Consider the following 20,246-nt stretch of genomic DNA (forward strand, 5'->3'; position numbering starts at 1 on the left):
GCCTCAGTGATTCGTCGCCAGCAAGCTGACGGGTTTGGAACGCTGGAACAGTCGTTCCAGCCACAAGTATATGACCGGCGTGGTGAACAGCGTCAGCGCCTGGCTCACCAGCAACCCGCCGACCACGGCGATCCCCAGCGGCTGGCGCAGTTCGGCACCGGTGCCATAGCCGAGCATCAGCGGCAGGGCGCCGAGCAAGGCGGCGAGGGTGGTCATGATGATCGGCCGGAACCGCGTCAGGCAGGCTTCATAGATCGCTTCTTCCGGGCTTAGCCCGCGAGTGCGTTGTGCGTCGAGGGCGAAGTCGATCATCAGGATGCCGTTTTTCTTGACGATGCCGATCAGCAGTACCAGCCCGATCAGCGCCATGATCGAAAAGTCCTGGCCGCAGATCCATAGCATCACCAGCGCCCCCAGGCCTGCGGAGGGCAGGGTGGAAATGATCGTCAGCGGATGCACGAAGCTTTCGTACAGCACCCCGAGAATGATGTAGACCGCCACCAGCGCCGCCAGAATCAGCCACGGCTGGCTGGCCAGCGAGCTCTGGAAGGCTTGCGCCGCGCCCTGGAAGTTGCCGCTGATGGTGCTTGGCATGCCGATTTCATTTTTCGCCTGATTGAGCATCAGTACGGCATCGCCCAGGGCTACGCCGGGGGCAAGGTTGAATGACAGGTTGGCCGCCGGGAACATGCCGTCATGGCTGATCGACAGCGGACCACTGACTGGCGCATCGACTTTGGCCACGGCCGACAGCGGCACCATCTCGCCCGTCAGCGGCGAGCGCAGGTAGAAATAATTAAGGCTTTCGGCCTTGCCACGCTGCTGCGCGTCGACCTCCAGAATCACGTTGTACTGGTTGGTCTCGGTCTGGAACTCATTGACCTGACGCTGACCAAAGGCGTCATACAGGGCTTCGTCGACATCGGTGGCAGTCAGGCCGAAGCGGGCGGCGGCGTTCCGGTCGATGCTGATAGGGGTGATGCTGCCGCCCAGTTGCAGATCGTTGGACAGGTCGCGGAATGCCGGATTGGTGCGCAGTTTTTCGGTCAGACGCTGGGTCCAGGTATTGAGCGTTGGCCCGTCATTGCTCTTGAGCACGTACTGATACTGGCTGCGGCTGGGGCCCGAGCTGAGGTTGATGTCCTGGCCGGCGCGCAGGTACAGGACGATGCCCGGGACTTTGGCCAGCTGCGGGCGAATCCGGTCGATAAATTCACTGGCCGACACATCGCGGTCGCTGCGGTCCTTGAGGGCAATCCAGAAGCGACCGTTGGCGATAGTCTGGTTGCTGCCGGTCACCCCCACCGAATGGGAGAACGCCTGCACCGCCGGGTCGGCACTGATGATGTTGGCCAGTTGCAGATGTTTTTTGCGCATGTCGGCAAATGAAATATCCGACGCCGCTTCGCTGGTACCCAGCACGAAACCTGTGTCTTGCACCGGGAAGAAGCCCTTGGGGATCAGTACGTAGCCGGCAATGGCCATCGCCAGCGTCACCGCGAAAACCCCCAGCATCAGCCGTTGGTGGGCCAGTGCCCGCTTCAGGCCCTTGTCATACAGCGCCAGCAGGCGTTCACCAAAACCGGGGCGGGCATCGGCGTGGTGCACTGGCGAGCGCATGAACAGCGCCGCCAGGGTGGGCGCCAGGGTCAGGGATACCAGCACCGAAATCAAAATGGTCGAGGTCGCGGTCAGGGCGAACTCCTTGAACAGCCGGCCCACCACTCCGCCCATGAACAGCAGCGGAATAAAGGCGGCCACCAGCGACAGGCTGATCGAGACCACGGTGAAGCCAATCTCGCTGGAGCCCTTGATCGCCGCATCGCGCATGCTCTGGCCCGCTTCGAGATGACGGTGGATGTTCTCCACCACCACAATCGCATCGTCGACCACAAACCCCACGGCCACCACAATCGCCACCAGCGTCAGGTTGTTGAGGCTGAAGCCGAGCACATACATCAGGGCAAAACTGGCAATCAGCGACACCCCCAGTACCGCCGAAACGATCAGGGTTGCCGACCACTGGCGCAAAAACAGCGCCATCACTGCGATCACCAGCAGCACCGCAATCAGCAGGGTAATTTCCACTTCGTGCAGCGAGGCCCGAATGGTTTTGGTCCGGTCGCTGAGGACCGTGACTTGCACCGAAGCCGGGAGCATGGCCTGCAGGGCGGGGAGGGCGGCCTGGATGCGGTCCACCGTTTCAACAATGTTGGCCCCCGGCTGGCGCGAGATCACCAGGTTCAGCCCCGGCTGATGCCCGGACCATGCCTGCACGTAGTCGTTCTCGGAGCCGTTGATCACCCGCGCCACGTCGCGCAACTGCACCGGGGCGCCGTCCTTGTACGAGACGATCAGCTGGCCGTACTCGTCGGCATCGAACAACTGGTCGTTGGTCGACAGGGTGGAAATGCTCGAGGGGCCGTACAGTGCACCTTTGGCCAGGTTGAGGCTGGTTTGCTGAATCGCCAGGCGGATATCGGCCAGGGTCAGGCCGATGGCCGCCAGCTTGTCGGCTGAGGCCTGGACCCGGATCGCCGGACGTTGCTGGCCGGTGATGTTGATCAGGCCTACACCGTCGATCTGGCTGATCTGGCGTGCCAGCAGGGTTTCGACGTAATCGCTGAGTTCGGTGCCGGGCATCTGCATCGAGCTGATGCTCAGAATCAATACCGGGCTGTCCGCCGGGTTGACCTTCCTCCAGGTCGGCAGGGTGGGCATGTCTTTGGGCAATTTGCCGGACGCGGTATTGATTGCCGCCTGTACTTCCTGGGCGGCGGTATCGATGCTTTTATCGAGGGTGAACTGCAGGGTCAGGGTAGTGGAGCCCAACGCGCTGCTGGAGGTCATTTGGGTCATGCCGGGGATGGCGCTGAATTGCACCTCCAGCGGTGTGGCCACCGACGATGCCATGGTGTCGGGGCTGGCGCCGGGCAGTTGCGCCGACACTTGAATGGTCGGGAACTCCGCTTCGGGCAAGGGGGCGACGGGCAGCCGCGGGAAGGCGATCAGCCCCAGCAGCACCAGGGCAAAGGTCAGCAACACCGTGGCGATCGGGTGATCGACACACCAGGCTGACAGTGAACGACCGTTATTCATGGTTGCACCGGTTGGGCGCTGGTCAGCGCTGGCTCGCTCAAGACTTCAACCCGTGATCCCGGTTTGAGACGCGACTGGCCATCGCTGACCAGGGTGTCCCCCGGGTTGACGCCGCTGATGATGTTGAGTCCGCTGTCCTGATACAGCATCTGTACCGGCACGGTTTCGACCTTGTCGCCCACGATGCGATACACAAAATAATTATCCAGGCCGCGCTGCACCACCTGGGGCGGTACCACCAGTGCATTTTGCGAAACACCGGTCTGAATCTCGACATTCACCAACTGGCCGGGCCACAGGTTGTGCTCGGGGTTGTCGAACCGGGCTTTGACCTTGATCGTACCGGTGCTGGCCGACACCTGATTGTCGATCAGGCTCAGCCGGCCTTCGCCCAGTGCCGTGCCGCTGTGGCTGGAGTCGCCAAGGAAGGCTTTGACCAGGGCCGGGTCTTTGGCGCCGAGCAACTTATGCAAAGTGGGCAGGAGCTGCTGGGGGAGTGAGAACTCCACGGCAATCGGATCGATCTGGGTGACGGAAAACAGCCCCTGGGTATCACTGACCCGCAGGAAATTGCCCGGGTCGACAGTGCGAATCCCTACTCTGCCGCTTACCGGCGAGTGAATCCGGGTGTACGACAATTGCACCTGCGCCGCTGCAATCGAAGCCTGATTACCTTGTGCGGTGGCTTTGAGCTGATTGACCAGGGCCTGTTGCTGGTCGAGGGTTTGTTTGGACACGCCGTTGTCGACACTCAGCAACTGATAGCGTTTGAGGTCGATCAGGGCGACTTGCAGCTGGGCCTGGTTTTGCCCCAATTGGGCCTTGGCCTGATCGAGGCTGGCCTGGATCGAGCGGTCATCCAGGGTTGCCAGCAGGTCACCGGCCTTGACGGTCTGGCCTTCCTTGACCAGCAGTTGGGTGAGGATGCCGTCGATTTGCGGACGAATCATCACACTGTGCAGCGACAGCACAGCGCCTATGCCGCTGACATAGTGCGGCACATCTTGCCGGGCCACCTGAACCACCCGGACCGGAACCGCCACACCGGCGGTCGATTTAACGGGGGTCGGGCGAGTCGCCCACCAGGCGCCGCAACCAATCAGGGCTACCATAAGCATGCCCAGCAGGATTTTTTTTGTTTGAGTGCGCATGCCGGGTAAACGCCGTGTACGTGGAATTAGGGGACGCTAAGGTTATAGCCGGTCAACCGGGTCAATAAAGTGACCGCAAACTGACATTACCGACAGGCAGATAAAAATAGTGTTCTGGTGGTCAAGTAAACCGCCCCGGCGTCGATAGTTCTTTAAAGGGAGCACTTACGCGTTCCCATTCAAGGGGCGGTCATTATGAAAAACCTGGCGTTGGGTTTTGCAGCTTGCTCGATTTTCCTCCTTTGTCAGCCGACTCAGGCTCAGACCCTGATCGGCAGTGGCCAGATTCAGTTCCATGGCGCTATTGTCGAGCCGGCCTACGAGCTGGGGCTGGCCAGTAATGTGGACTACGGCGAGTCCGGCCAACTGATTGAAGTCGCGCCGGGTGTGGTCATCGCCATGAATATGGCCTTGCGCAAAGGCCGTGGCAGCGAGCCTCTGTATTCCATGTCTTTCACCGAGCTGAAAAATCCGCCAAACCCCGGCGCAAGCCTGTCGTCGGGGAAAAAAGGCGTGGTGACTATTTCCTACCGCTGATTGCTCCGCGGGGAAGGTCAGGCAGGTATACTGCGCGGTCTTGCGCCACCCGGCCTGATCATTTCCCCCGTATTACGGAGCTTTCATGACTACTCCTACACCAACGACCGCTCCTGATGCCGTGGGCACTGAGCAGGTTGACAGCGAAACCGGCCTCGACACCCCGAAAAAACCGGTCATTCCAGCCTTCACCTTTCCGTTCAAGCCTTCGGAGTTTGCCAAGGCCAAGGCCGAAGGTCAGGCCTACTACCAGAAAAGCGGTCTGGGCGGTCACGATAAAACCCCGGGCGCTCCGCCCCACGGTACCCGTCGCACCATGGGCAAGCGCTGATTTCAGGTTCTACAGTGCCAGCCGTTGAACCTGGCGCATGCCGTGTTTGTGGTACAGGCGCAAGGCCCGCTGATTGTGCTCCATGACTTTAAGGTCAACCCAGGCTTCATTGCGTTGCCGGAACACTGCAAACACATGGCGCAATAGCGTGCCGCCCAATCCTCGGCCCTGCTGCCGGGGATGCACCACCAAATCCTTGAGGTAGGCGCTGGTCCAGGCCTGGGCAACCGCCACCACCTCGCCTTCGAGCAGCACCACAAAGCACAGTTGCGCATCGTATTCGGCGTCATGCTGCAGGCAGTCTTGCCACTCTTGCAGCGACGGGACACTGCCCTCGCCCTGTCCGTAGCCCTGAACCAGCAAGTCATGGACGGGTTGCAGCAGCGCTTCGTTGAGCGTCACCAGAGTTACTCCCCGGGGCCACTGTACAGGCTCCGGCGGCTGGTTCAGGTCTTTGCGCAACAGCAGGCAATACTCGCTCATTGAATTCAGTAACCCTGCTCGGCAACCGTGCGCGCGGCCTTGATCAGGCACTGGGTCAGCTCCGGCGACGAGAACTTGGTCAGCACTGCGTTGGCTCCGGCCAGGCGTGCTTTTTCGCTGTTCATGGCACTGTTCAGCGAGGTGTGCAGCAGCACATAAAGATGAGCAAAGTCCGGGGTTTCGCGCACGGTGCGGGTGAAGGCATAGCCATCCATCTCGGACATTTCGATGTCTGACACCAGCACATTGATTTGCTCCGGCGTTCCCTGCAGCTCCAGAAGTCGCTCGATGGCCTCCTTGGCGCTGCGGGCCGTGTGGCAATGCAGCCCCAGGTTGCGCAAAGTAATCACCGACTGTTGCAGCGCGACCTGACTGTCATCCACCACCAGAATCCGGGCCCCGGCCAGCAGTTTGCTGTCTTCGCGGCTGAGGGCCTCGGGGAGGTCTTCGATCCGGGCGGGGGCGATGCCATGAATCACTTTTTCGATATCCAGCACCTGCACCAGCGCCCCGTCGACCTGGGTCACCCCGGTGATATAAGAGCGCTTGCCCGAACCGTAGGGTGGCGGGCGAATGTCGGTGCTCAGGCAGTGCACGATCTTGCTTACCGCCTGTACGTGAAGCCCCTGTTTGGAGCGACTGACGTCGGTGACGATCAGGCAGCCGCCGTCAGGATCAAGCAGCGGTTGTTCGCCGATGGCGCGACTGAGGTCGATCACCGCCAGGGATGCGCCGCGCAATACCGCCACCCCTTTCACGTGGGGGTGCGACTCGGGCATTTTGGTCAGCGCCGGGCAGGGAATGATTTCACTGACCTTCAGCAGATTGATTGCCATCAGCTTGCCGCTGCGCAAAGTGAACAGCAGAAGCGAAAGTGAATCTGCGCGAGCGTTGTTCGATGACATAAAAACCTTCTGGAGGGGCAGTGATACAGGGTTATCGACCTGGAACCGGAATTCTGTAATCGCCGCAGCCCCGTTCCTCGTCAGCGACTACGTTTATTTCAACCCCAGCCGCCTGGCCATCCGCCCGAGGTTGGCCCGGTCCAGCCCCAGCTCCCGGGCCGCACTGGCCCAGTTATGTTGATGGCGTTCAAGGCAGGCACTGATGAGCTGGCGCTGATAATTTTCGGTGGCCAGGCGCAAGTCACCCACGGCGTCCGGTACGGCCTCAGGCTTGGCCATTGCCGGGGCAACAGTGGTTGTGGGCAACTGCAGATCGGCCGCGGTCAATGTCAGGATCCGTGGCCGCGGATGGCAGCGGCCCAGGGCCTTGAGCGCGCTGCGACCAATCAGGTGCTCCAGTTCGCGCACGTTGCCCGGCCAGTCGTAATGCAGCAGGGCGGCCTGGGCGTCCGCGCTCAGACGCAAGCTGCCAAGACCCATACGTGAACGGTTCTGCTCCAGAAAAAAACCGCTTAACAGCAGCACATCACGGCCGCGCTCACGCAGGGCGGGAACCTTGAGCGGGTAAACGCTCAGGCGATGATAAAAGTCGGCGCGGTAACGGCCGGCACGCACTTCTTCTGCAAGATCACGGTTGGTGGCTGCGATCAGCCGCACATCAACCTGATGCTCCTGATCCGAGCCCAGGCGCTGCAACTGTCCGCTTTGCAGTACCCGCAGCAGCTTGGCCTGCACCGTCAGGGACAGCTCGCCCACCTCATCCAGAAACAGGGTGCCACCATTGGCCAGCTCGAACTTGCCCCGTCGATCATGGGTTGCGCCGGTAAAGGCACCACGCACATGGCCGAACAGCTCGCTCTCCACCAGGGTGTCGGGCAGGGCGGCGCAATTGAGGCTGATCAGCGGTTTTTCAGCCCGGGGCGAAGCGGCATGAATCGCCTGGGCCACCAGCTCCTTGCCGACCCCGGTTTCACCGGTGATCAGCACGGTCAGATCGCTGCCGCCCACCAGAGCGATTTCTTCGAGCAGGTGTTTGTGGGCTTTGCTTTGCCCTATCAGTTCTTTATTCGGGGTGCCGTGGGCCTGTCGATAGAGCTCGGCTTTTTGCTGCTCGTCTTCAACCCGTAACGCCAGACGCTCGATACGCCGGGCCACGTTGACCGTGGCGGCGGCCAGGCTGGCAAAGGCTTGCAGGTCGTCCAGATCGATGGGTTCGAAGCGCTTGGGATCAAGTGCATCGAGGGTCAGCAACCCCCACGGCCGCTCTTCGACAAACAGCGGGCAGCCCATGCAGTCGTGCACTTCGAGGTGCTCGGCCAGTCCGTCGACCAGGCCGTCATAGGGGTCGGGCAGCTCGCAGTTGCCGGGAAAGCGCGTTGGCCCCGGACTGCTGAGCAGCGCTTCAAAGCGCGGGTGCTCACTGATTCGGAAACGTCGGCCCAGGGTGTCGAGACTCAAGCCGTCAACGGCCAGCGGCACCAGCCATTCGCCGTCCAGCCGCAACAGGGCCGCAGCGTCGCAGGGCAACACGGCGCGCAGCGCTTGCAGCAGGCGGCGAAAGCGTTCGCTGTCTGGCAGATCCCGGGACAGGTCGGCCACCAGCGGCAGCAGGGCAGTGAGTAAGGGTTTTGCAGTCATTTTGACCTCATCTAGTCGATATGACTCTAAATCAGGGTGAGTCAAAATGACACTAATGTTTTTATCTTATTGATTTTAAAGGTTTTTATACTTGGCACGAATACTGATAAGTAAAGGGTAATAGTCAAGTCTATGTACTCAGGAGTCACCCTATGCTTACTGCCCAGGACCGTGCCATCGTCAAATCCACCGTGCCATTGCTCGAAAGCGGCGGTGAGGCCTTGATCACCCACTTCTACCGCATGATGCTCGCGGAACATCCCGAAGTCCGCTCGATGTTCAATCAGGCCAACCAGGCCAGTGGTGACCAGCCGCGGGCGCTGGCCACCGGGGTTTTGATGTATGCACGGCACATCGATCAGCTAGACCAGCTGGGCGATCTGGTGGCCCGCATCATCAACAAGCATGTTGCTCTGCAAATCCTCCCCGAGCATTACCCGATCGTCGGCAGCTGCCTGCTGCGGGCCATCGAAGAAGTGCTGGGCAGCGACATTGCTACTGCCCAGGTTCTGGCGGCCTGGGGTGCAGCCTACAACCAGCTGGCCGATATCCTGATCGGTGCCGAGGCTGCAATTTACGACGAAAAGGCTGCTGCGCCCGGCGGCTGGAGAGGCGGGCGTGAGTTCAAGCTGGTGTCCCGGGTTGAAGAGAGTTCGGAAATCACCTCGTTCTACTTCCGTCCGGTGGATCAACAGGCGATTCTGGATTGCGCCCCCGGCCAGTACATAGGCCTCAAGCTGATCATCGATGGTGAGGAAGTGCGTCGCAACTACTCACTGTCGGCCCTGGCCCGGGTCGGACGCTATCGCATCAGCGTCAAACGCGAGGCCGGTGGTGTGGTCTCGAACTTCCTGCATGACCGGCTGCAAGTCGGCGACACCCTGGAACTGTTCCCGCCGGCAGGCGAGTTCACCCTGACCCACAGCGAAAAACCGCTGGTATTGATCAGTGGCGGCGTGGGTATTACCCCGACCCTGCCGATGCTGGAAGCCGCGCTGGCCACCCGGCGCCCGATCCACTTTATCCACTGCGCGCGCAATGCCGATGTGCATGCATTCCGTACCTGGGTCGACGAGCTGGCAGCGCAGCACCCGCAGCTGCAGCGCTTCTACTGTTACGCCGAGCAGCATGCAGCGGCGGATCATGTCGGCCTGTTGACCGAAGACGTGCTGGCGCAGTGGTTGCCTGCCGATCGCGACGTGGATGCCTACTTCCTGGGGCCTAAAGGTTTCATGGGCGCGGTCAAGCGTCAGCTCAAGGCCCTGGGCGTGCCCCAGAGCCAAAGCCGCTACGAGTTCTTTGGCCCGGCAGCTGACCTGCAATAACCCTGGAAACGCGAAAATCTGCGGGAGCGAGCATTTGCTCTTGAAACAGCTCACTCCTGCAGGGTGTCAGGGCGGGGCGGGGGCTTAACACTGGATTAATCTGCCTGCGCCACCGTCGCCGCTCCGTTCAGATACCTCCAGGCCGCAGGTCTGGGTGTAAACTGCGGGTTTTACACACTCAGGCTAAGGGAAGCGGGATGACGGAAGACATGATGCGATTGGGCCCGGAAAAGCGCTTTCTGGTCTTGTTGGGGCTGATCTGCCTGGCACTGATCGGCGGCGCGCTGTACATGCAAATCGTGCTCGGTGAGGCCCCTTGCCCACTGTGCATCTTGCAACGCTATGCGTTGCTGCTGATCGCGATCTTTGCCTTTATTGGCGCGGCGATGCCGACCCGGCGCAGCATGACGGTGTTTGAAGTGCTGGTGGTGCTCAGTGCCATTGGCGGAATCGTCGCTGCTGCACGCCACGTCTTTATTCTGGCCAACCCGGCGGTGAGCTGCGGGCTTGATGTGCTGCAACCGATCGTCGATGGCCTGCCCCTGGCGAGCATTTTCCCGCTGGGCTTTCAGGTCGACGGGTTCTGCTCCACGCCATACCCGCCGGTGCTGGGCCTGTCCCTGGCGCAATGGGCGCTGGTGGCCTTTGTGCTGACCGCGGTTCTGGTACCCCTGGGGATTTATCGCAATCGCAACAAGGCCGTTTGAATTAAACCTGCGCCGCCCCGTACTTCGGTCTTGAAGTGCGGGGCGTTTTTTGTCGCCGCTCAAATGTCAACAGCCTGTGATGAAGCCCCGCAAACAGGGGGTGCGACACTGCGACATATTGTCACGGATAAGTGGTCGCAGCCTGTGGCCGGAACTGATTCAGCGCTGAAAAAACCCTGCGCCGGGTACAACTGGCAACCGTCGATTTTCTGAGCGCGGGGGGGCTTGAAAAGGTCCCTTGGTGGCTCCATGAAAATCGCCTGTAGCCCTTTTTATTTGGGCGTTCAGGCGGGTTGGCAGTCATGGGGGCATGCGCTAAAAAGGGGCGCGTATCGACTGTGGCAATGACGTGCTACATGCCGCCGCAAAGGAGGTTTTCCGGCTCGCAGCGTAACAATAAGTAGGGATTGTTACCGTAGCCGAGAAGAATTATTTCTGGATGAGACATGGTTTATAGGGAGCTACCTAACTACAATCGCCCGCACTGAACGTCCAGCCTGCTCGTCCCTGAGCCCAAGCGGGAAGTTGAAGGGCGACTGGGCAGTTCATGACAGGCGTCCCATGCGACTCCCAGGTACTGGCAACCCTTCTAAGTTCCGCACCAAATGGAATTGGTCTGTAACAAGGCCATTGACCACGTATCGAATAAGAAACCACTGCTAACCCGGAATTTGCCTATCTGCCTGATGGTGATAGAGCAGGGCGACATGCAATTCCGGAAAAGAGCCAACCCTTGGCAGGGCGAAGTGTTGGCGAAAAAAACCAACTGCATTGTGCAAGCTGTTTTAGAGGTCGTGAGATGACTAAAAAAAGGTACCCCAGACTCCTTGGCTTATTGCCACTTTTCGGCACGTTGCTGCTGGGAGGTTGCAATTGGACATTGCTCAATCCGGTGGGGCAGGTCGGGATCGAAGAGAAAAATCTGATCATCACCGCAACACTGCTGATGCTTCTGGTCGTGGTTCCGGTCATTGCGATGACTTTTATCTTCGCCTGGAAATACCGTGCGTCGAACACCAAGGCGACCTACGCACCAAAATGGTCTCACTCCACCAAGATCGAAGTCGTGATCTGGACTGTACCTATCCTGATCATCATCGCCCTGGGCATCCTGACCTACAAGTCGACCCACGCGCTGGATCCATATCGTCCGCTCGAATCTGACGTCAAGCCGATTACCATCGAAGTGGTGGCAATGGACTGGAAGTGGCTGTTCATCTACCCGGAACAGGGTATCGCCACTGTCAACAAGATCGTGTTCCCGGCTAACACTCCGGTTAACTTCCGCGTCACTTCCGACACGGTCATGAACTCGTTCTTCATTCCAGGCCTGGGCGGTCAGATCTACGCCATGGCCGGTATGACCACCAAGCTGCACTTGATTGCCAACCACAACGCTGAGCTGGAGGGCATTTCTGCCAACTACAGCGGCGCTGGTTTCACGGGCATGAAATTCAAAGCGATCGCGACTTCTCAGGCTGACTTTGATGCCTGGGTAAGTGAAGTCAAAGCATCACCTAAACAGCTTGAACAAGCTGAATACGAAGCTCTGTCCAAGCCAAGTCAGAACAACCCCGTTGAGCTCTACTCCTCGTTCACCCCGAACCTGTTTCAGAAAATCGTCGACAAGTACGAAGGTATGAATCCAGGCAAGCCGGTGAAACACGAGAAGAAAGAAGTGGCCGGGACCGATGGGTTGGACACGAGTTCGAATTCAGCTGCCGGGGCAGAGGAGTAAACGATGTTTGGTAAATTAAGTTGGGAAGCGGTCCCGTTCCACGAGCCGATTGTCATGGTCACTATTGCCATGATCGCGCTCGGTGGTCTGGCACTGTTTGCAGCAATCACCTATTTCAAGAAGTGGACCTACCTGTGGACCGAATGGCTAACGTCAGTCGACCACAAGAAAATCGGCGTGATGTACATCATCGTCGCCATGATCATGCTTCTGCGCGGCTTTGCCGACGCCATCATGATGCGTACCCAGCTGGCCATGGCCACCGAGGGTTCGCCTGGCTACCTGCCGCCTGAACACTATGACCAGATCTTCACCGCTCACGGTGTGATCATGATCATCTTCATGGCGATGCCATTCTTCACCGGCCTGATGAACCTTGCAGTGCCGCTGCAGATCGGCGCGCGTGACGTGGCCTATCCGTTCCTTAACTCCCTGAGCTTCTGGCTGCTGGTGTCCGGCGTTGTGCTGGTCAACCTGTCGCTGGGCGTCGGCGAGTTCGCCAAAACCGGTTGGGTTGCCTATCCGCCACTGTCGGGCCTGCAGTACAGCCCTGGCGTGGGGATGGACTACTACATCTGGGCGCTACAGCTATCGGGGCTAGGTACGACGTTAACCGGGGTTAACTTCCTGGCGACCGTGCTGAAAATGCGTGCTCCTGGCATGAAGCTGATGGACATGCCGATCTTCACCTGGACCTGCACCTGGGCCAACGTCCTGATCGTGGCTTCGTTCCCGATCCTGACCGCTACCCTGGCACTGCTGACACTTGACCGTTACATGGATTTCCACATTTTCACCAGTGAACTTGGTGGCAATCCGATGATGTACGTCAACCTGTTCTGGGCGTGGGGTCACCCTGAGGTATACATCCTCATTCTGCCGGCATTCGGGATCTTCTCTGAAGTCATCTCGACCTTCACCGGCAAGCGTCTGTTCGGTCACCACTCGATGGTCTACGCCAGCGGCGCGATCTCGATCCTGGGCTTCATGGTCTGGCTGCACCACTTCTTCACCATGGGTTCGGGGGCCAGCGTCAACGCCTTCTTCGGCCTGGCGACGATGCTGATTTCGATCCCGACGGGGGTGAAGCTATTCAACTGGCTGTTCACCATCTATCAAGGTCGTCTGCGTTTCACCAGCCAGGTTCTGTGGACCCTGGGCTTCATGGTGACCTTCGCCATCGGCGGCATGACCGGCGTACTGCTGGCCATTCCGGGTGCTGACTTCGTACTGCACAACAGCCTGTTCGTAATTGCTCACTTCCATAACGTGATCATCGGCGGCGCAGTATTCGGCTACATCGCAGGCTTCAGCTTCTACTTCCCTAAAGCGTTCGGCTTCAAGTTGAACGAATCCTGGGGCAAGGCAGCATTCTGGTTCTGGATCTCGGGCTTCTTCGTCGCGTTCATGCCGCTCTATGCACTGGGCTTCATGGGCATGACCCGTCGTCTGAACGCCAGCACCAACCCTGAGTGGGTGCCTTACCTGTACGTGGCTCTGTTCGGCGCTGTACTGATCGCTATCGGTATCGCTTGCCAGCTGATCCAGCTGTACGTCAGCGTGCGTGACCGCAAGCTGCCACAGAACGCCTGCGAACACGGCGATCCATGGAATGGCCACACCCTGGAATGGTCGACTTCGTCGCCACCTCCTTTCTACAACTTTGCTGTCGTGCCACGCGTTGACACTATCGATGCGTTCACCGAAGCCAAGGAAAACGGCACTGCTTACCAGGCTCCGGCCAAGTACTCGCCGATCCACATGCCTAACAACACCGCTACCGGTGTGTACATGGGTGCTTTGCTGACCGTGTTCGGTTTCGCAATGATCTGGCACATCTGGTGGCTGGCCATCGTTGGTCTGGTTGGCACTGTCGTGGTCTTCGTTGCCCACGCTGCCCGTGACGACCAGGGCTATATGGTGCCGGTTGAGACCATCGAGCGTATCGAGGCCGAGCAGCACAAGCGTCTGGTAGCCGCCAAAGCAATCCCGGCTACCCGTGTTGAAACCAAGTTGGAACAGGCTTAAACCATGTCGAACTTAGCGACCACTGCTGGACACGCTCATGGTCACGACCATGAGCACGAGGAACACCACGACGCGGGCGAGACTACCGTATTCGGTTTCTGGCTCTACCTGATGACCGACTGCATTTTGTTCGCGTCGATCTTCGCGGTATATGCAGTTCTGGTTAACAACGTAGCGGGTGGCCCGTCGGGCCACGACATCTTCGAGCTGCCTTACGTACTGGGTGAAACCGCCCTGTTGCTGTTCAGCTCGATCACCTACGGCTTCGCCATGCTGGCGTTGTTCAAGGGCAAGAAACAGCAGGTATTGTTCTGGCTGGCCATGACGTTCCTGCTGGGCGCCGGCTTTATCGCCATGGAAATCAACGAATTCCATCTGTTGATCTCCGAAGGCTACGGCCCTAGCCGTTCAGGCTTCCTGTCCGGGTTCTTCACCCTGGTCGGTACCCACGGTCTGCACGTGACCAGCGGTCTGATCTGGATGGCGATCATGATGTATCAGGTGCAGAAAAATGGCCTGACGTCGACCAACAAGACCCGTCTGAGCTGCCTGAGCCTGTTCTGGCACTTCCTGGACGTGGTCTGGATCTGCGTATTCACCGTTGTTTACCTGATGGGGACTTTGTAATGGCTAACGCACATTCCGACGGCGCCAACCACGGCAGCGTGAAGTCCTACGCAATTGGCTTCATCCTGTCTGTAATCCTGACTGTCATTCCGTTCGGCCTGGTGATGTACCCAAGCCTGCCGAAAATGACCACCCTGGCGATCGTGCTGTTGTTCGCCGTGGTGCAAGTAGTTGTTCACCTGGTGTACTTCCTGCACCTGGACCGCTCGGCGGCACAACGCAACAACGTCACGGCGCTGGTATTTGCCGCGATGGTTATCGTTCTGCTGGTGGGCTTGTCCCTGTGGATCATGTTCAGTATCCACACCGAAATGATGGCGAAGTGAGGTAAAACCCGATGTCCTTCAAGCACTTTATCCAAATCACCAAACCGGGGATCATTTTCGGTAACGTGCTTTCTGTGGCAGGCGGGTTTTTCCTGGCCTCGAAGGGGCATTTCGATCTTGCCCTCTTCCTGGCCGCGGTAATCGGCACCTCCCTGGTGGTTGCGTCCGGTTGCGTGTTCAACAACTGCATCGACCGCGACATCGACATCAAGATGGACCGCACCAAGAACCGGGTACTGGTACAAGGTTTGATCTCCCTCAAGGTGGCATTGATCTACGCCACCTTGCTGGGGGTTGCCGGCCTGGTACTGCTGTATCGCGTGGCTAACCCGCTGGCGGCATTGTTCGCCGCGATCGGCTTCGTGATCTACGTCGGTCTGTACAGCCTGTACTTCAAGCGCAAGTCGGTTCACGGCACGCTCATAGGCAGTCTGTCGGGTGCAATGCCGCCGGTTATCGGCTACGTCGCAGTCAGCAATAACTTCGACATGGCCGCGCTGACCTTGCTGGTGATGTTCAGCCTGTGGCAGATGCCGCATTCCTACGCCATCGCGATCTTCCGCTTCAACGATTACCTGGCCGCATCGATTCCGGTGTTGCCAGTGAAGCGCGGGATCAAGGTTGCCAAGAAGCACATCCTGCTCTACATCCTCGCGTTCCTGATCGCGACCCTGATGCTCACCCTTGGCGGTTACGCCGGCATGAGCTACATGGCCGTGGCAGCTGCGATGGGCATGTACTGGCTGTACATGGCGTGGACCGGTTACAAGGCGGTCGACGACAAGGTCTGGGCACGCAAGCTGTTCGTGTTCTCGATCTTCACCATTACCGCCCTGAGCGTCATGATGTCCCTGGACTTCAAAGTGCCTGCTGAGTTGTTACTGACTTACGCGCACTGAGTTAGCCAGATCAAAAAAGCCCCGCCTTCGAAAGAAGAGCGGGGCTTTTTTTTGCCGCCGATTCCTGTGGCTCAGGGGTTTAACCGGGTTGCCGCATTATCGGCATAAGGCCGCAGCACGCTCAGCAGCAACCCGCTGGCCAGCAGGTAGCTGCTGGCACAGATCACCAGCGACCAGCGCAGCGCATCCACCCCCAGGGCGGGCGTCAGATGGTCGCTCAGTACCCCCACCGCCAAGGGCCCGAAACCCGCACCCAGGGCCATGATCCCGAAGTTATACAGGGCAATCATGGTCGCCCGGCGCTCAGGGGCGACCAGCTGGGCGATGGCGGTGTAGCTCGGTGCCATCCACCACATGCCGAACACTGACATGCCGAACATGAAGACAGCGGCTTGCGGTACTTGCAGCGCCCCCAGCGACCAGGGATTGCCCGCCGGGTAAAGGGCAAACGCAATGGCCATCGGGCAGGCGATCAACGCCCCGACAATGGGCACACCCAGTTGCCAGCGGCTGTCATGCCGGGCCAGGCCTGCGCTCAGCCAACCGCTGGAAAGTGAACCGATAACGGCCCCCGGCCCGGCAGCGAGGCCCATGATGATCCCGGCGTCCTTGAGGCTCAGGCCGTGGCTGCGCACCAGAAAGGCAGTGCTCCAGATGCTGAAGGCGTAACTGGCAAAGGCCAGCAGGGCTCCGGCCATGGCAATCCGGACAAAGGTTGTGCACTGCCAGGCGGCTCGCATCACCTGCATCAGGCTTTCATGGGGTAAGTCGGGGCGTGACTGGCTGGCTTTTTCCCAGAGTCCGCGCAACGGCTCGGTCGCCGTAAAGCGCAGCAGCACGGCGGCAATGATCCCCGGAACAGCCATCCAGATAAACGCTTCGCGCCAGCCGTGGTAATACGCGATCCAGGCTCCCAGGCTCATGCCCAGCAGGGCGCCGATGGGAGCACCGAGCATGAACACGCTGATGGCCTTGGATCGCTGCTGCGGTGGATACAGATCCACGATCATCGACATCGACGCGGCACCGCTGCCGGACTCGCCTACAGCGACACCGATGCGGGCCAGTGCCAGGCTCAGGAAGTTCCCGGAAAACCCGCAGAGCATGGCCATGACGCTCCAGAAAGCACAGCACCAGCCAATCAAATTGCGTCGGTTGCCACGGTCGGCGTAGCGTCCCAGGGGGATCGCAAACACACAGTAGATCAACGCAAAAGCCAGGCCGGTGAGCAAACCGATCTGGGTGTCGGAAACCTGAAACTCGGCCTTGACCGGTTCAATCACCACGCCCATGACCTGGCGATCAATCAGGCTGACAGCCGAAATCAGGAACAGCACAAACAAGGTGTAATGACGGCGAAATCCGCTGACCTGGGTGTTCATCATTTCAATCCTGTGCGGCAGTGTTGATGGTTGAGGGTGTTACAGCTGCGGGCGCCGACCGGCCCAGGGGCTGGCCAGTTCGAGTTGCCCGGCCAGTTGCAGCAACAGGTCTTCGCGGCACAAGCCAGCGGTAAACATCATGCCCACGGGCAAGCCCTCAGGGCTGGTGCCCAGCGGCACCGACATCGAAGGCTGGCCACTGACATTGGCCAGCACGGTGTAGCCGATGCTGGCGACGACACCCTGAATATAATCCCCATAGTCCTGGTCCAGGCTGGCGAGCCCCAGCTCGGGGGTGACACTGCTGGTGACCGGGCTGAGCAACAGATCGTAGTCGTTGAATACATGCTCCATGCCACTGCCGATCAGTTCAAAGGCGCGTCGCGCACGGTACAGGCTTTCAGCGCTGAGGGCGGTGGCGTCCGTCAGTAAATGACGACTGATACGCTCCAGCTCATGGGGGTGAAAGCTGCGGCCCAGCACCGCTTCGCGATCACGTACGGCGGCCAGCAGGGTTGCCGCACCGACAGTCCCGTGGGCGCTGTATAGCTGTTGTGGATCAATCGGCAGCGTCAAAGGCGTAACCCGGTGTCCGAGGCTCAACAGCAATTCAACAGTACTGTGCAGAATCGAGCGGATATCGGGGGCCAGTTCAATGCCGGTCATGGCCTGATCAACCACGCCAATGCGCAACGAACCGGGGGCTCGCCCCACGGCTTCGCTGAAACTCCCGGTCTGCGGTGCCAGCCAGTACGGGCTGCCATATTCGTGACCGTGGCTGGCATCCAGCAACAGCGCCGAATCGCGCACGCTGCGTGACACCACATGCCCGCAACTGGCACCGAACCAGCCTTCAAAGGCCTGTGGCCCCTGGGGGTTGCGGTAGCGGGTGGGCTTGAGGCCAAACACCCCGCAATAGGACGCCGGGATGCGGATCGAACCGCCGCCGTCGGTGGCGTGGGCCACCGGCACTATGCCTGCCGCCACGGCCGCTGCCGCCCCTCCCGACGAGCCACCGGCACTGTGGGCCAGGTTCCACGGGTTACGGGTCTGGCCCCACAGCGACGACTCGGTGGTGGTGCTCAGGCCAAATTCGGGGCTGGCGGTTTTGCCGAAAATCAGCATGCCTGCGTCCTGATAGCGCTGGACGATGGTGCTGTCAAAGGTGGCAGGCGGGGCGTCTGCCAGTAGCCGCGAGCCATTGCTGGTCACGGTGCCCCGCAGGTGGGTGTTCAGATCCTTGAGCAGCATCGGCACCCCGGCCAGAAGCCCCGAGCGTTCTGTACCGGTGGCACGGCGTGCCTGCAGGATCGTCGCGGCATGGTCGTCATGGCGCATGTTCACGGCGTTGATCTGCGGGTTGACTGCATCACAGCGGGCTTGTGCCCCATGGAGCAGTGCCTGGCCCGAGAGTTCGCCGCAGCGGACCGCTTCGGCCATGGCCGTGGCGTCCAGCGACAAGTAGTCAGCGGCGGATAATTGATTCACTTCAGTGCTCATGTTTTCTGGCCTCGCGAAAGGATTTCGCCCTGCAGGTGACGGGGCGAAATCAGGCTGCTATGGGCTGCGGTCCGGGTCTTAAAACAGGAAGTTCAGCGATTCCTGCCACAACAGGGCATCGGAATGAATCGGGGTAAATACCGGGTTTTTGGTGTAGGTCAGGCCGCTGATCAAGTACACCCCGGGGATCAGCCGGGCGGCATAGGAGGCGGTCACGGCCAGGGTATAGGGCGCGCTTTCCTGGCCGTAGGCCCGGGTGGCTTTGCGTAAATCGTCGCTGTAGTAACTTTTGGTCAGGCCCACGGCGGCCATGTCGGCGGGGCGGCTGGCGAACGGGCCGATGTTGAAGGCGCTGATCTGGAATGCCTTGTTGATGGCGTTGACCGAGTCGGGGGAGTAATCGATTTTGCTGTCCAGGTACCAGCCCCGTGCATCGCCGTAGGGCTTGCTGACCTGCACCGTTTCGGCCAGATACACCCCGTAGTTGTTGTCCGACTTCCTGGTGCTCAAAAACTCGGTGTACTCACTGCTGTTGTACATTGCTCCGGCCCGCAGCCACATGCCGTTGGTGGTCGGGGAGGCGGCCTGTTTGTAGCCGGCCTCGTTGATGAACAGGGCGCGGGCATCCTGCACGCTCAGGCGAAAGCCGCTGGGGTTGAGATCGATGTCTTTTTGAATGCCTTCGGGGCTGACGCTGCGGGTCACGGCGGTACTGTTGTAAAAGTGCAGCGACGGGTCGCGGACGATGACGTTGAAGGTGGGCGTCGGCTCGGTGGCGGACATCCCGACCTGGAACGGCACCACACTGCTGGGCCCCAGAGCGGCGGTGGACGCACTGCCACCCAGGGCCATGCCGTAGAACAACCGCACACCGGGGATAAAGCCGTATTCCAGCTCCAGTTGGTGGTCGAAAAAGGACTGGTTGATGGCAAACACCGACATGGTTTTGACCCGCGGGTTGGCCGGGGTGTAGGTCGAGTCCACCCAGTTTCCCGACAGCGTCAGCTGGGCATCGTTGGCAAAACCGATGCGGGTCAGGTCGTAGGTCAGGTACAGATTGACCGAGGTGTTGTAGCTGGGGTTCTGGCCGTTGTACACCTGGGGTTTTCCATTGTGGCCCAGCACGTCATAGGTGTAGCCGTTGTACGAGGTGGCGGTGAAGCCGATGCCGTGCTCGGCCAGTTCCTTGCGCAGCCCCCACAGTTCGGGGTTGATGCGTGCACAAACCGGCACGTTCTTGAATGACAGTTCGGCGCGGGTCAGGGTTTTTTCGTATTGCGCGCACGCTGGCGCTGCTGGAGTGTCAGCGGCCAGCGCGTGATGAGCAAAGGCTGTCGCGGCAACGCAGACGGCTAACGAAGACTTGGAGCACATAGTGTGAGGTTCCCATCCTTAAAATGTTTTCAGGACGACGCCAGGTGTGTGGTGGTCAGCATTAGTACTGCATTTTCACAACCAGCGGATGGGGCCAACGGTGAGTATCGATGAGGCCAGCAGCCAAGGCAAAATCTGTAGTCGCTGACCAGGCACGAGCCTGCGATAAGGGCCGCAGGCCCGGCAAAATTTCAGG

Annotated in this window: 17 protein-coding genes; 9 read left to right on the plus strand and 8 right to left on the minus strand. The window is 59.8% G+C overall.

Features of this window, described 5'->3' with window-relative positions; translation table 11 throughout:
• Nucleotides 1-3: 3 nt before the first annotated feature.
• A complete protein-coding gene (locus WG29040_RS20560) occupies nt 4-3,099 on the minus strand; it encodes a multidrug efflux RND transporter permease subunit (RefSeq protein ID WP_010655583.1) in 3,096 nt (1,031 codons plus the stop codon).
• The gene (locus tag WG29040_RS20565; RefSeq protein ID WP_127196802.1) at nt 3,096-4,250 is read right to left on the minus strand and encodes an efflux RND transporter periplasmic adaptor subunit; all 1,155 of its coding nucleotides are present in this window, start codon (nt 4,248-4,250) and stop codon (nt 3,096-3,098) included. Before WG29040_RS20565 ends, WG29040_RS20560 begins: the two co-directional genes overlap by 4 nt.
• Before the next feature lie 195 nt (nt 4,251-4,445).
• On the opposite strand from WG29040_RS20565, the gene WG29040_RS20570 reads away from it, so the two are divergent.
• Nucleotides 4,446-4,787, plus strand: a complete 342-nt coding sequence (locus WG29040_RS20570) for a hypothetical protein (RefSeq protein WP_127196803.1) — start codon at nt 4,446-4,448, stop codon at nt 4,785-4,787.
• A gap of 85 nt (nt 4,788-4,872) precedes the next feature.
• Nucleotides 4,873-5,118: a hypothetical protein gene (locus tag WG29040_RS20575; protein WP_029612219.1), complete on the plus strand. Its 246-nt coding sequence runs from the start codon at nt 4,873-4,875 to the stop codon at nt 5,116-5,118.
• A 9-nt stretch (nt 5,119-5,127) separates the two neighbouring features.
• On the opposite strand, the gene WG29040_RS20580 is transcribed toward WG29040_RS20575, so the two are convergent.
• The 3 genes from WG29040_RS20580 to norR form a co-directional block, all read right to left on the minus strand.
• The gene (locus tag WG29040_RS20580; protein WP_010655585.1) at nt 5,128-5,601 is read right to left on the minus strand and encodes a GNAT family N-acetyltransferase; all 474 of its coding nucleotides are present in this window, start codon (nt 5,599-5,601) and stop codon (nt 5,128-5,130) included.
• 5 nt (nt 5,602-5,606) lie between these two features.
• A complete protein-coding gene (locus tag WG29040_RS20585; RefSeq protein ID WP_003443555.1) occupies nt 5,607-6,506 on the minus strand; it encodes a chemotaxis protein CheV in 900 nt (299 codons plus the stop codon).
• Nucleotides 6,507-6,599: 93 nt separating this feature from the next.
• Nucleotides 6,600-8,144: a nitric oxide reductase transcriptional regulator NorR gene (gene norR, locus WG29040_RS20590; protein WP_010655586.1), complete on the minus strand. Its 1,545-nt coding sequence runs from the start codon at nt 8,142-8,144 to the stop codon at nt 6,600-6,602.
• 152 nt (nt 8,145-8,296) lie between these two features.
• Here norR and hmpA point away from each other — a divergent pair, with 152 nt between their 5' ends.
• The 7 genes from hmpA to cyoE all read left to right on the plus strand — a co-directional run bounded on the left by hmpA (nt 8,297) and on the right by cyoE (nt 15,794).
• Entirely contained in the window at nt 8,297-9,469 is a 1,173-nt protein-coding gene (gene hmpA, locus WG29040_RS20595; protein WP_003443551.1) for an NO-inducible flavohemoprotein, read from the plus strand.
• A gap of 197 nt (nt 9,470-9,666) precedes the next feature.
• Nucleotides 9,667-10,176: a disulfide bond formation protein B gene (locus tag WG29040_RS20600; RefSeq protein ID WP_003443547.1), complete on the plus strand. Its 510-nt coding sequence runs from the start codon at nt 9,667-9,669 to the stop codon at nt 10,174-10,176.
• Between the two features lie 799 nt (nt 10,177-10,975).
• Nucleotides 10,976-11,914 (plus strand): ubiquinol oxidase subunit II, encoded by a 939-nt coding sequence (gene cyoA, locus WG29040_RS20610; protein WP_003443541.1) that lies wholly within the window; start codon nt 10,976-10,978, stop codon nt 11,912-11,914.
• Between the two features lie 3 nt (nt 11,915-11,917).
• On the plus strand, nt 11,918-13,942 hold the full coding sequence (cyoB, locus tag WG29040_RS20615) for a cytochrome o ubiquinol oxidase subunit I (RefSeq protein WP_003443538.1): 2,025 nt from the start codon (nt 11,918-11,920) through the stop codon (nt 13,940-13,942).
• A 3-nt stretch (nt 13,943-13,945) separates the two neighbouring features.
• A complete protein-coding gene (locus tag WG29040_RS20620) occupies nt 13,946-14,569 on the plus strand; it encodes a cytochrome o ubiquinol oxidase subunit III (protein WP_003443536.1) in 624 nt (207 codons plus the stop codon).
• On the plus strand, nt 14,569-14,895 hold the full coding sequence (cyoD, locus tag WG29040_RS20625) for a cytochrome o ubiquinol oxidase subunit IV (protein WP_003443534.1): 327 nt from the start codon (nt 14,569-14,571) through the stop codon (nt 14,893-14,895). The genes WG29040_RS20620 and cyoD overlap by 1 nt, the downstream gene beginning before the upstream one ends.
• Nucleotides 14,896-14,906: 11 nt before the next feature.
• Entirely contained in the window at nt 14,907-15,794 is an 888-nt protein-coding gene (cyoE, locus tag WG29040_RS20630; protein WP_003443531.1) for a heme o synthase, read from the plus strand.
• 71 nt (nt 15,795-15,865) lie between these two features.
• Here cyoE and WG29040_RS20635 read toward each other — a convergent pair whose 3' ends face one another.
• From WG29040_RS20635 to WG29040_RS20645, 3 genes are all read right to left on the minus strand, one after another.
• The gene (locus WG29040_RS20635; protein ID WP_256681565.1) at nt 15,866-17,179 is read right to left on the minus strand and encodes an MFS transporter; all 1,314 of its coding nucleotides are present in this window, start codon (nt 17,177-17,179) and stop codon (nt 15,866-15,868) included.
• Nucleotides 17,180-17,215: 36 nt separating this feature from the next.
• Nucleotides 17,216-18,676 carry an amidase gene (locus tag WG29040_RS20640; protein WP_127196804.1) on the minus strand — a complete coding sequence of 487 codons (1,461 nt, stop codon included), beginning with the start codon at nt 18,674-18,676 and terminating at the stop codon, nt 17,216-17,218.
• 78 nt (nt 18,677-18,754) lie between these two features.
• Nucleotides 18,755-20,050, minus strand: a complete 1,296-nt coding sequence (locus WG29040_RS20645) for a carbohydrate porin (RefSeq protein WP_010655588.1) — start codon at nt 20,048-20,050, stop codon at nt 18,755-18,757.
• Nucleotides 20,051-20,246 lie beyond the last annotated feature (196 nt).

Origin of the sequence: Pseudomonas sp. PAMC 29040 (genome assembly GCF_003994535.1) — a bacterium.
GTDB lineage: Bacteria > Pseudomonadota > Gammaproteobacteria > Pseudomonadales > Pseudomonadaceae > Aquipseudomonas > Aquipseudomonas paraversuta.

What these genes read in the sequence shown, in the direction of transcription:
- WG29040_RS20560 (WP_010655583.1), bottom strand. Translation starts at nt 3,099, where the DNA reads ATGAATAACGGTCGTTCACTGTCAGCCTGGTGTGTCGATCACCCGATC.
- WG29040_RS20565 (WP_127196802.1), bottom strand. Translation starts at nt 4,250, where the DNA reads ATGCGCACTCAAACAAAAAAAATCCTGCTGGGCATGCTTATGGTAGCC.
- WG29040_RS20570 (WP_127196803.1), top strand. Translation starts at nt 4,446, where the DNA reads ATGAAAAACCTGGCGTTGGGTTTTGCAGCTTGCTCGATTTTCCTCCTT.
- WG29040_RS20575 (WP_029612219.1), top strand. Translation starts at nt 4,873, where the DNA reads ATGACTACTCCTACACCAACGACCGCTCCTGATGCCGTGGGCACTGAG.
- WG29040_RS20580 (WP_010655585.1), bottom strand. Translation starts at nt 5,601, where the DNA reads ATGAGCGAGTATTGCCTGCTGTTGCGCAAAGACCTGAACCAGCCGCCG.
- WG29040_RS20585 (WP_003443555.1), bottom strand. Translation starts at nt 6,506, where the DNA reads ATGTCATCGAACAACGCTCGCGCAGATTCACTTTCGCTTCTGCTGTTC.
- norR (WP_010655586.1), bottom strand. Translation starts at nt 8,144, where the DNA reads ATGACTGCAAAACCCTTACTCACTGCCCTGCTGCCGCTGGTGGCCGAC.
- hmpA (WP_003443551.1), top strand. Translation starts at nt 8,297, where the DNA reads ATGCTTACTGCCCAGGACCGTGCCATCGTCAAATCCACCGTGCCATTG.
- WG29040_RS20600 (WP_003443547.1), top strand. Translation starts at nt 9,667, where the DNA reads ATGACGGAAGACATGATGCGATTGGGCCCGGAAAAGCGCTTTCTGGTC.
- cyoA (WP_003443541.1), top strand. Translation starts at nt 10,976, where the DNA reads ATGACTAAAAAAAGGTACCCCAGACTCCTTGGCTTATTGCCACTTTTC.
- cyoB (WP_003443538.1), top strand. Translation starts at nt 11,918, where the DNA reads ATGTTTGGTAAATTAAGTTGGGAAGCGGTCCCGTTCCACGAGCCGATT.
- WG29040_RS20620 (WP_003443536.1), top strand. Translation starts at nt 13,946, where the DNA reads ATGTCGAACTTAGCGACCACTGCTGGACACGCTCATGGTCACGACCAT.
- cyoD (WP_003443534.1), top strand. Translation starts at nt 14,569, where the DNA reads ATGGCTAACGCACATTCCGACGGCGCCAACCACGGCAGCGTGAAGTCC.
- cyoE (WP_003443531.1), top strand. Translation starts at nt 14,907, where the DNA reads ATGTCCTTCAAGCACTTTATCCAAATCACCAAACCGGGGATCATTTTC.
- WG29040_RS20635 (WP_256681565.1), bottom strand. Translation starts at nt 17,179, where the DNA reads ATGATGAACACCCAGGTCAGCGGATTTCGCCGTCATTACACCTTGTTT.
- WG29040_RS20640 (WP_127196804.1), bottom strand. Translation starts at nt 18,676, where the DNA reads ATGAGCACTGAAGTGAATCAATTATCCGCCGCTGACTACTTGTCGCTG.
- WG29040_RS20645 (WP_010655588.1), bottom strand. Translation starts at nt 20,050, where the DNA reads ATGTGCTCCAAGTCTTCGTTAGCCGTCTGCGTTGCCGCGACAGCCTTT.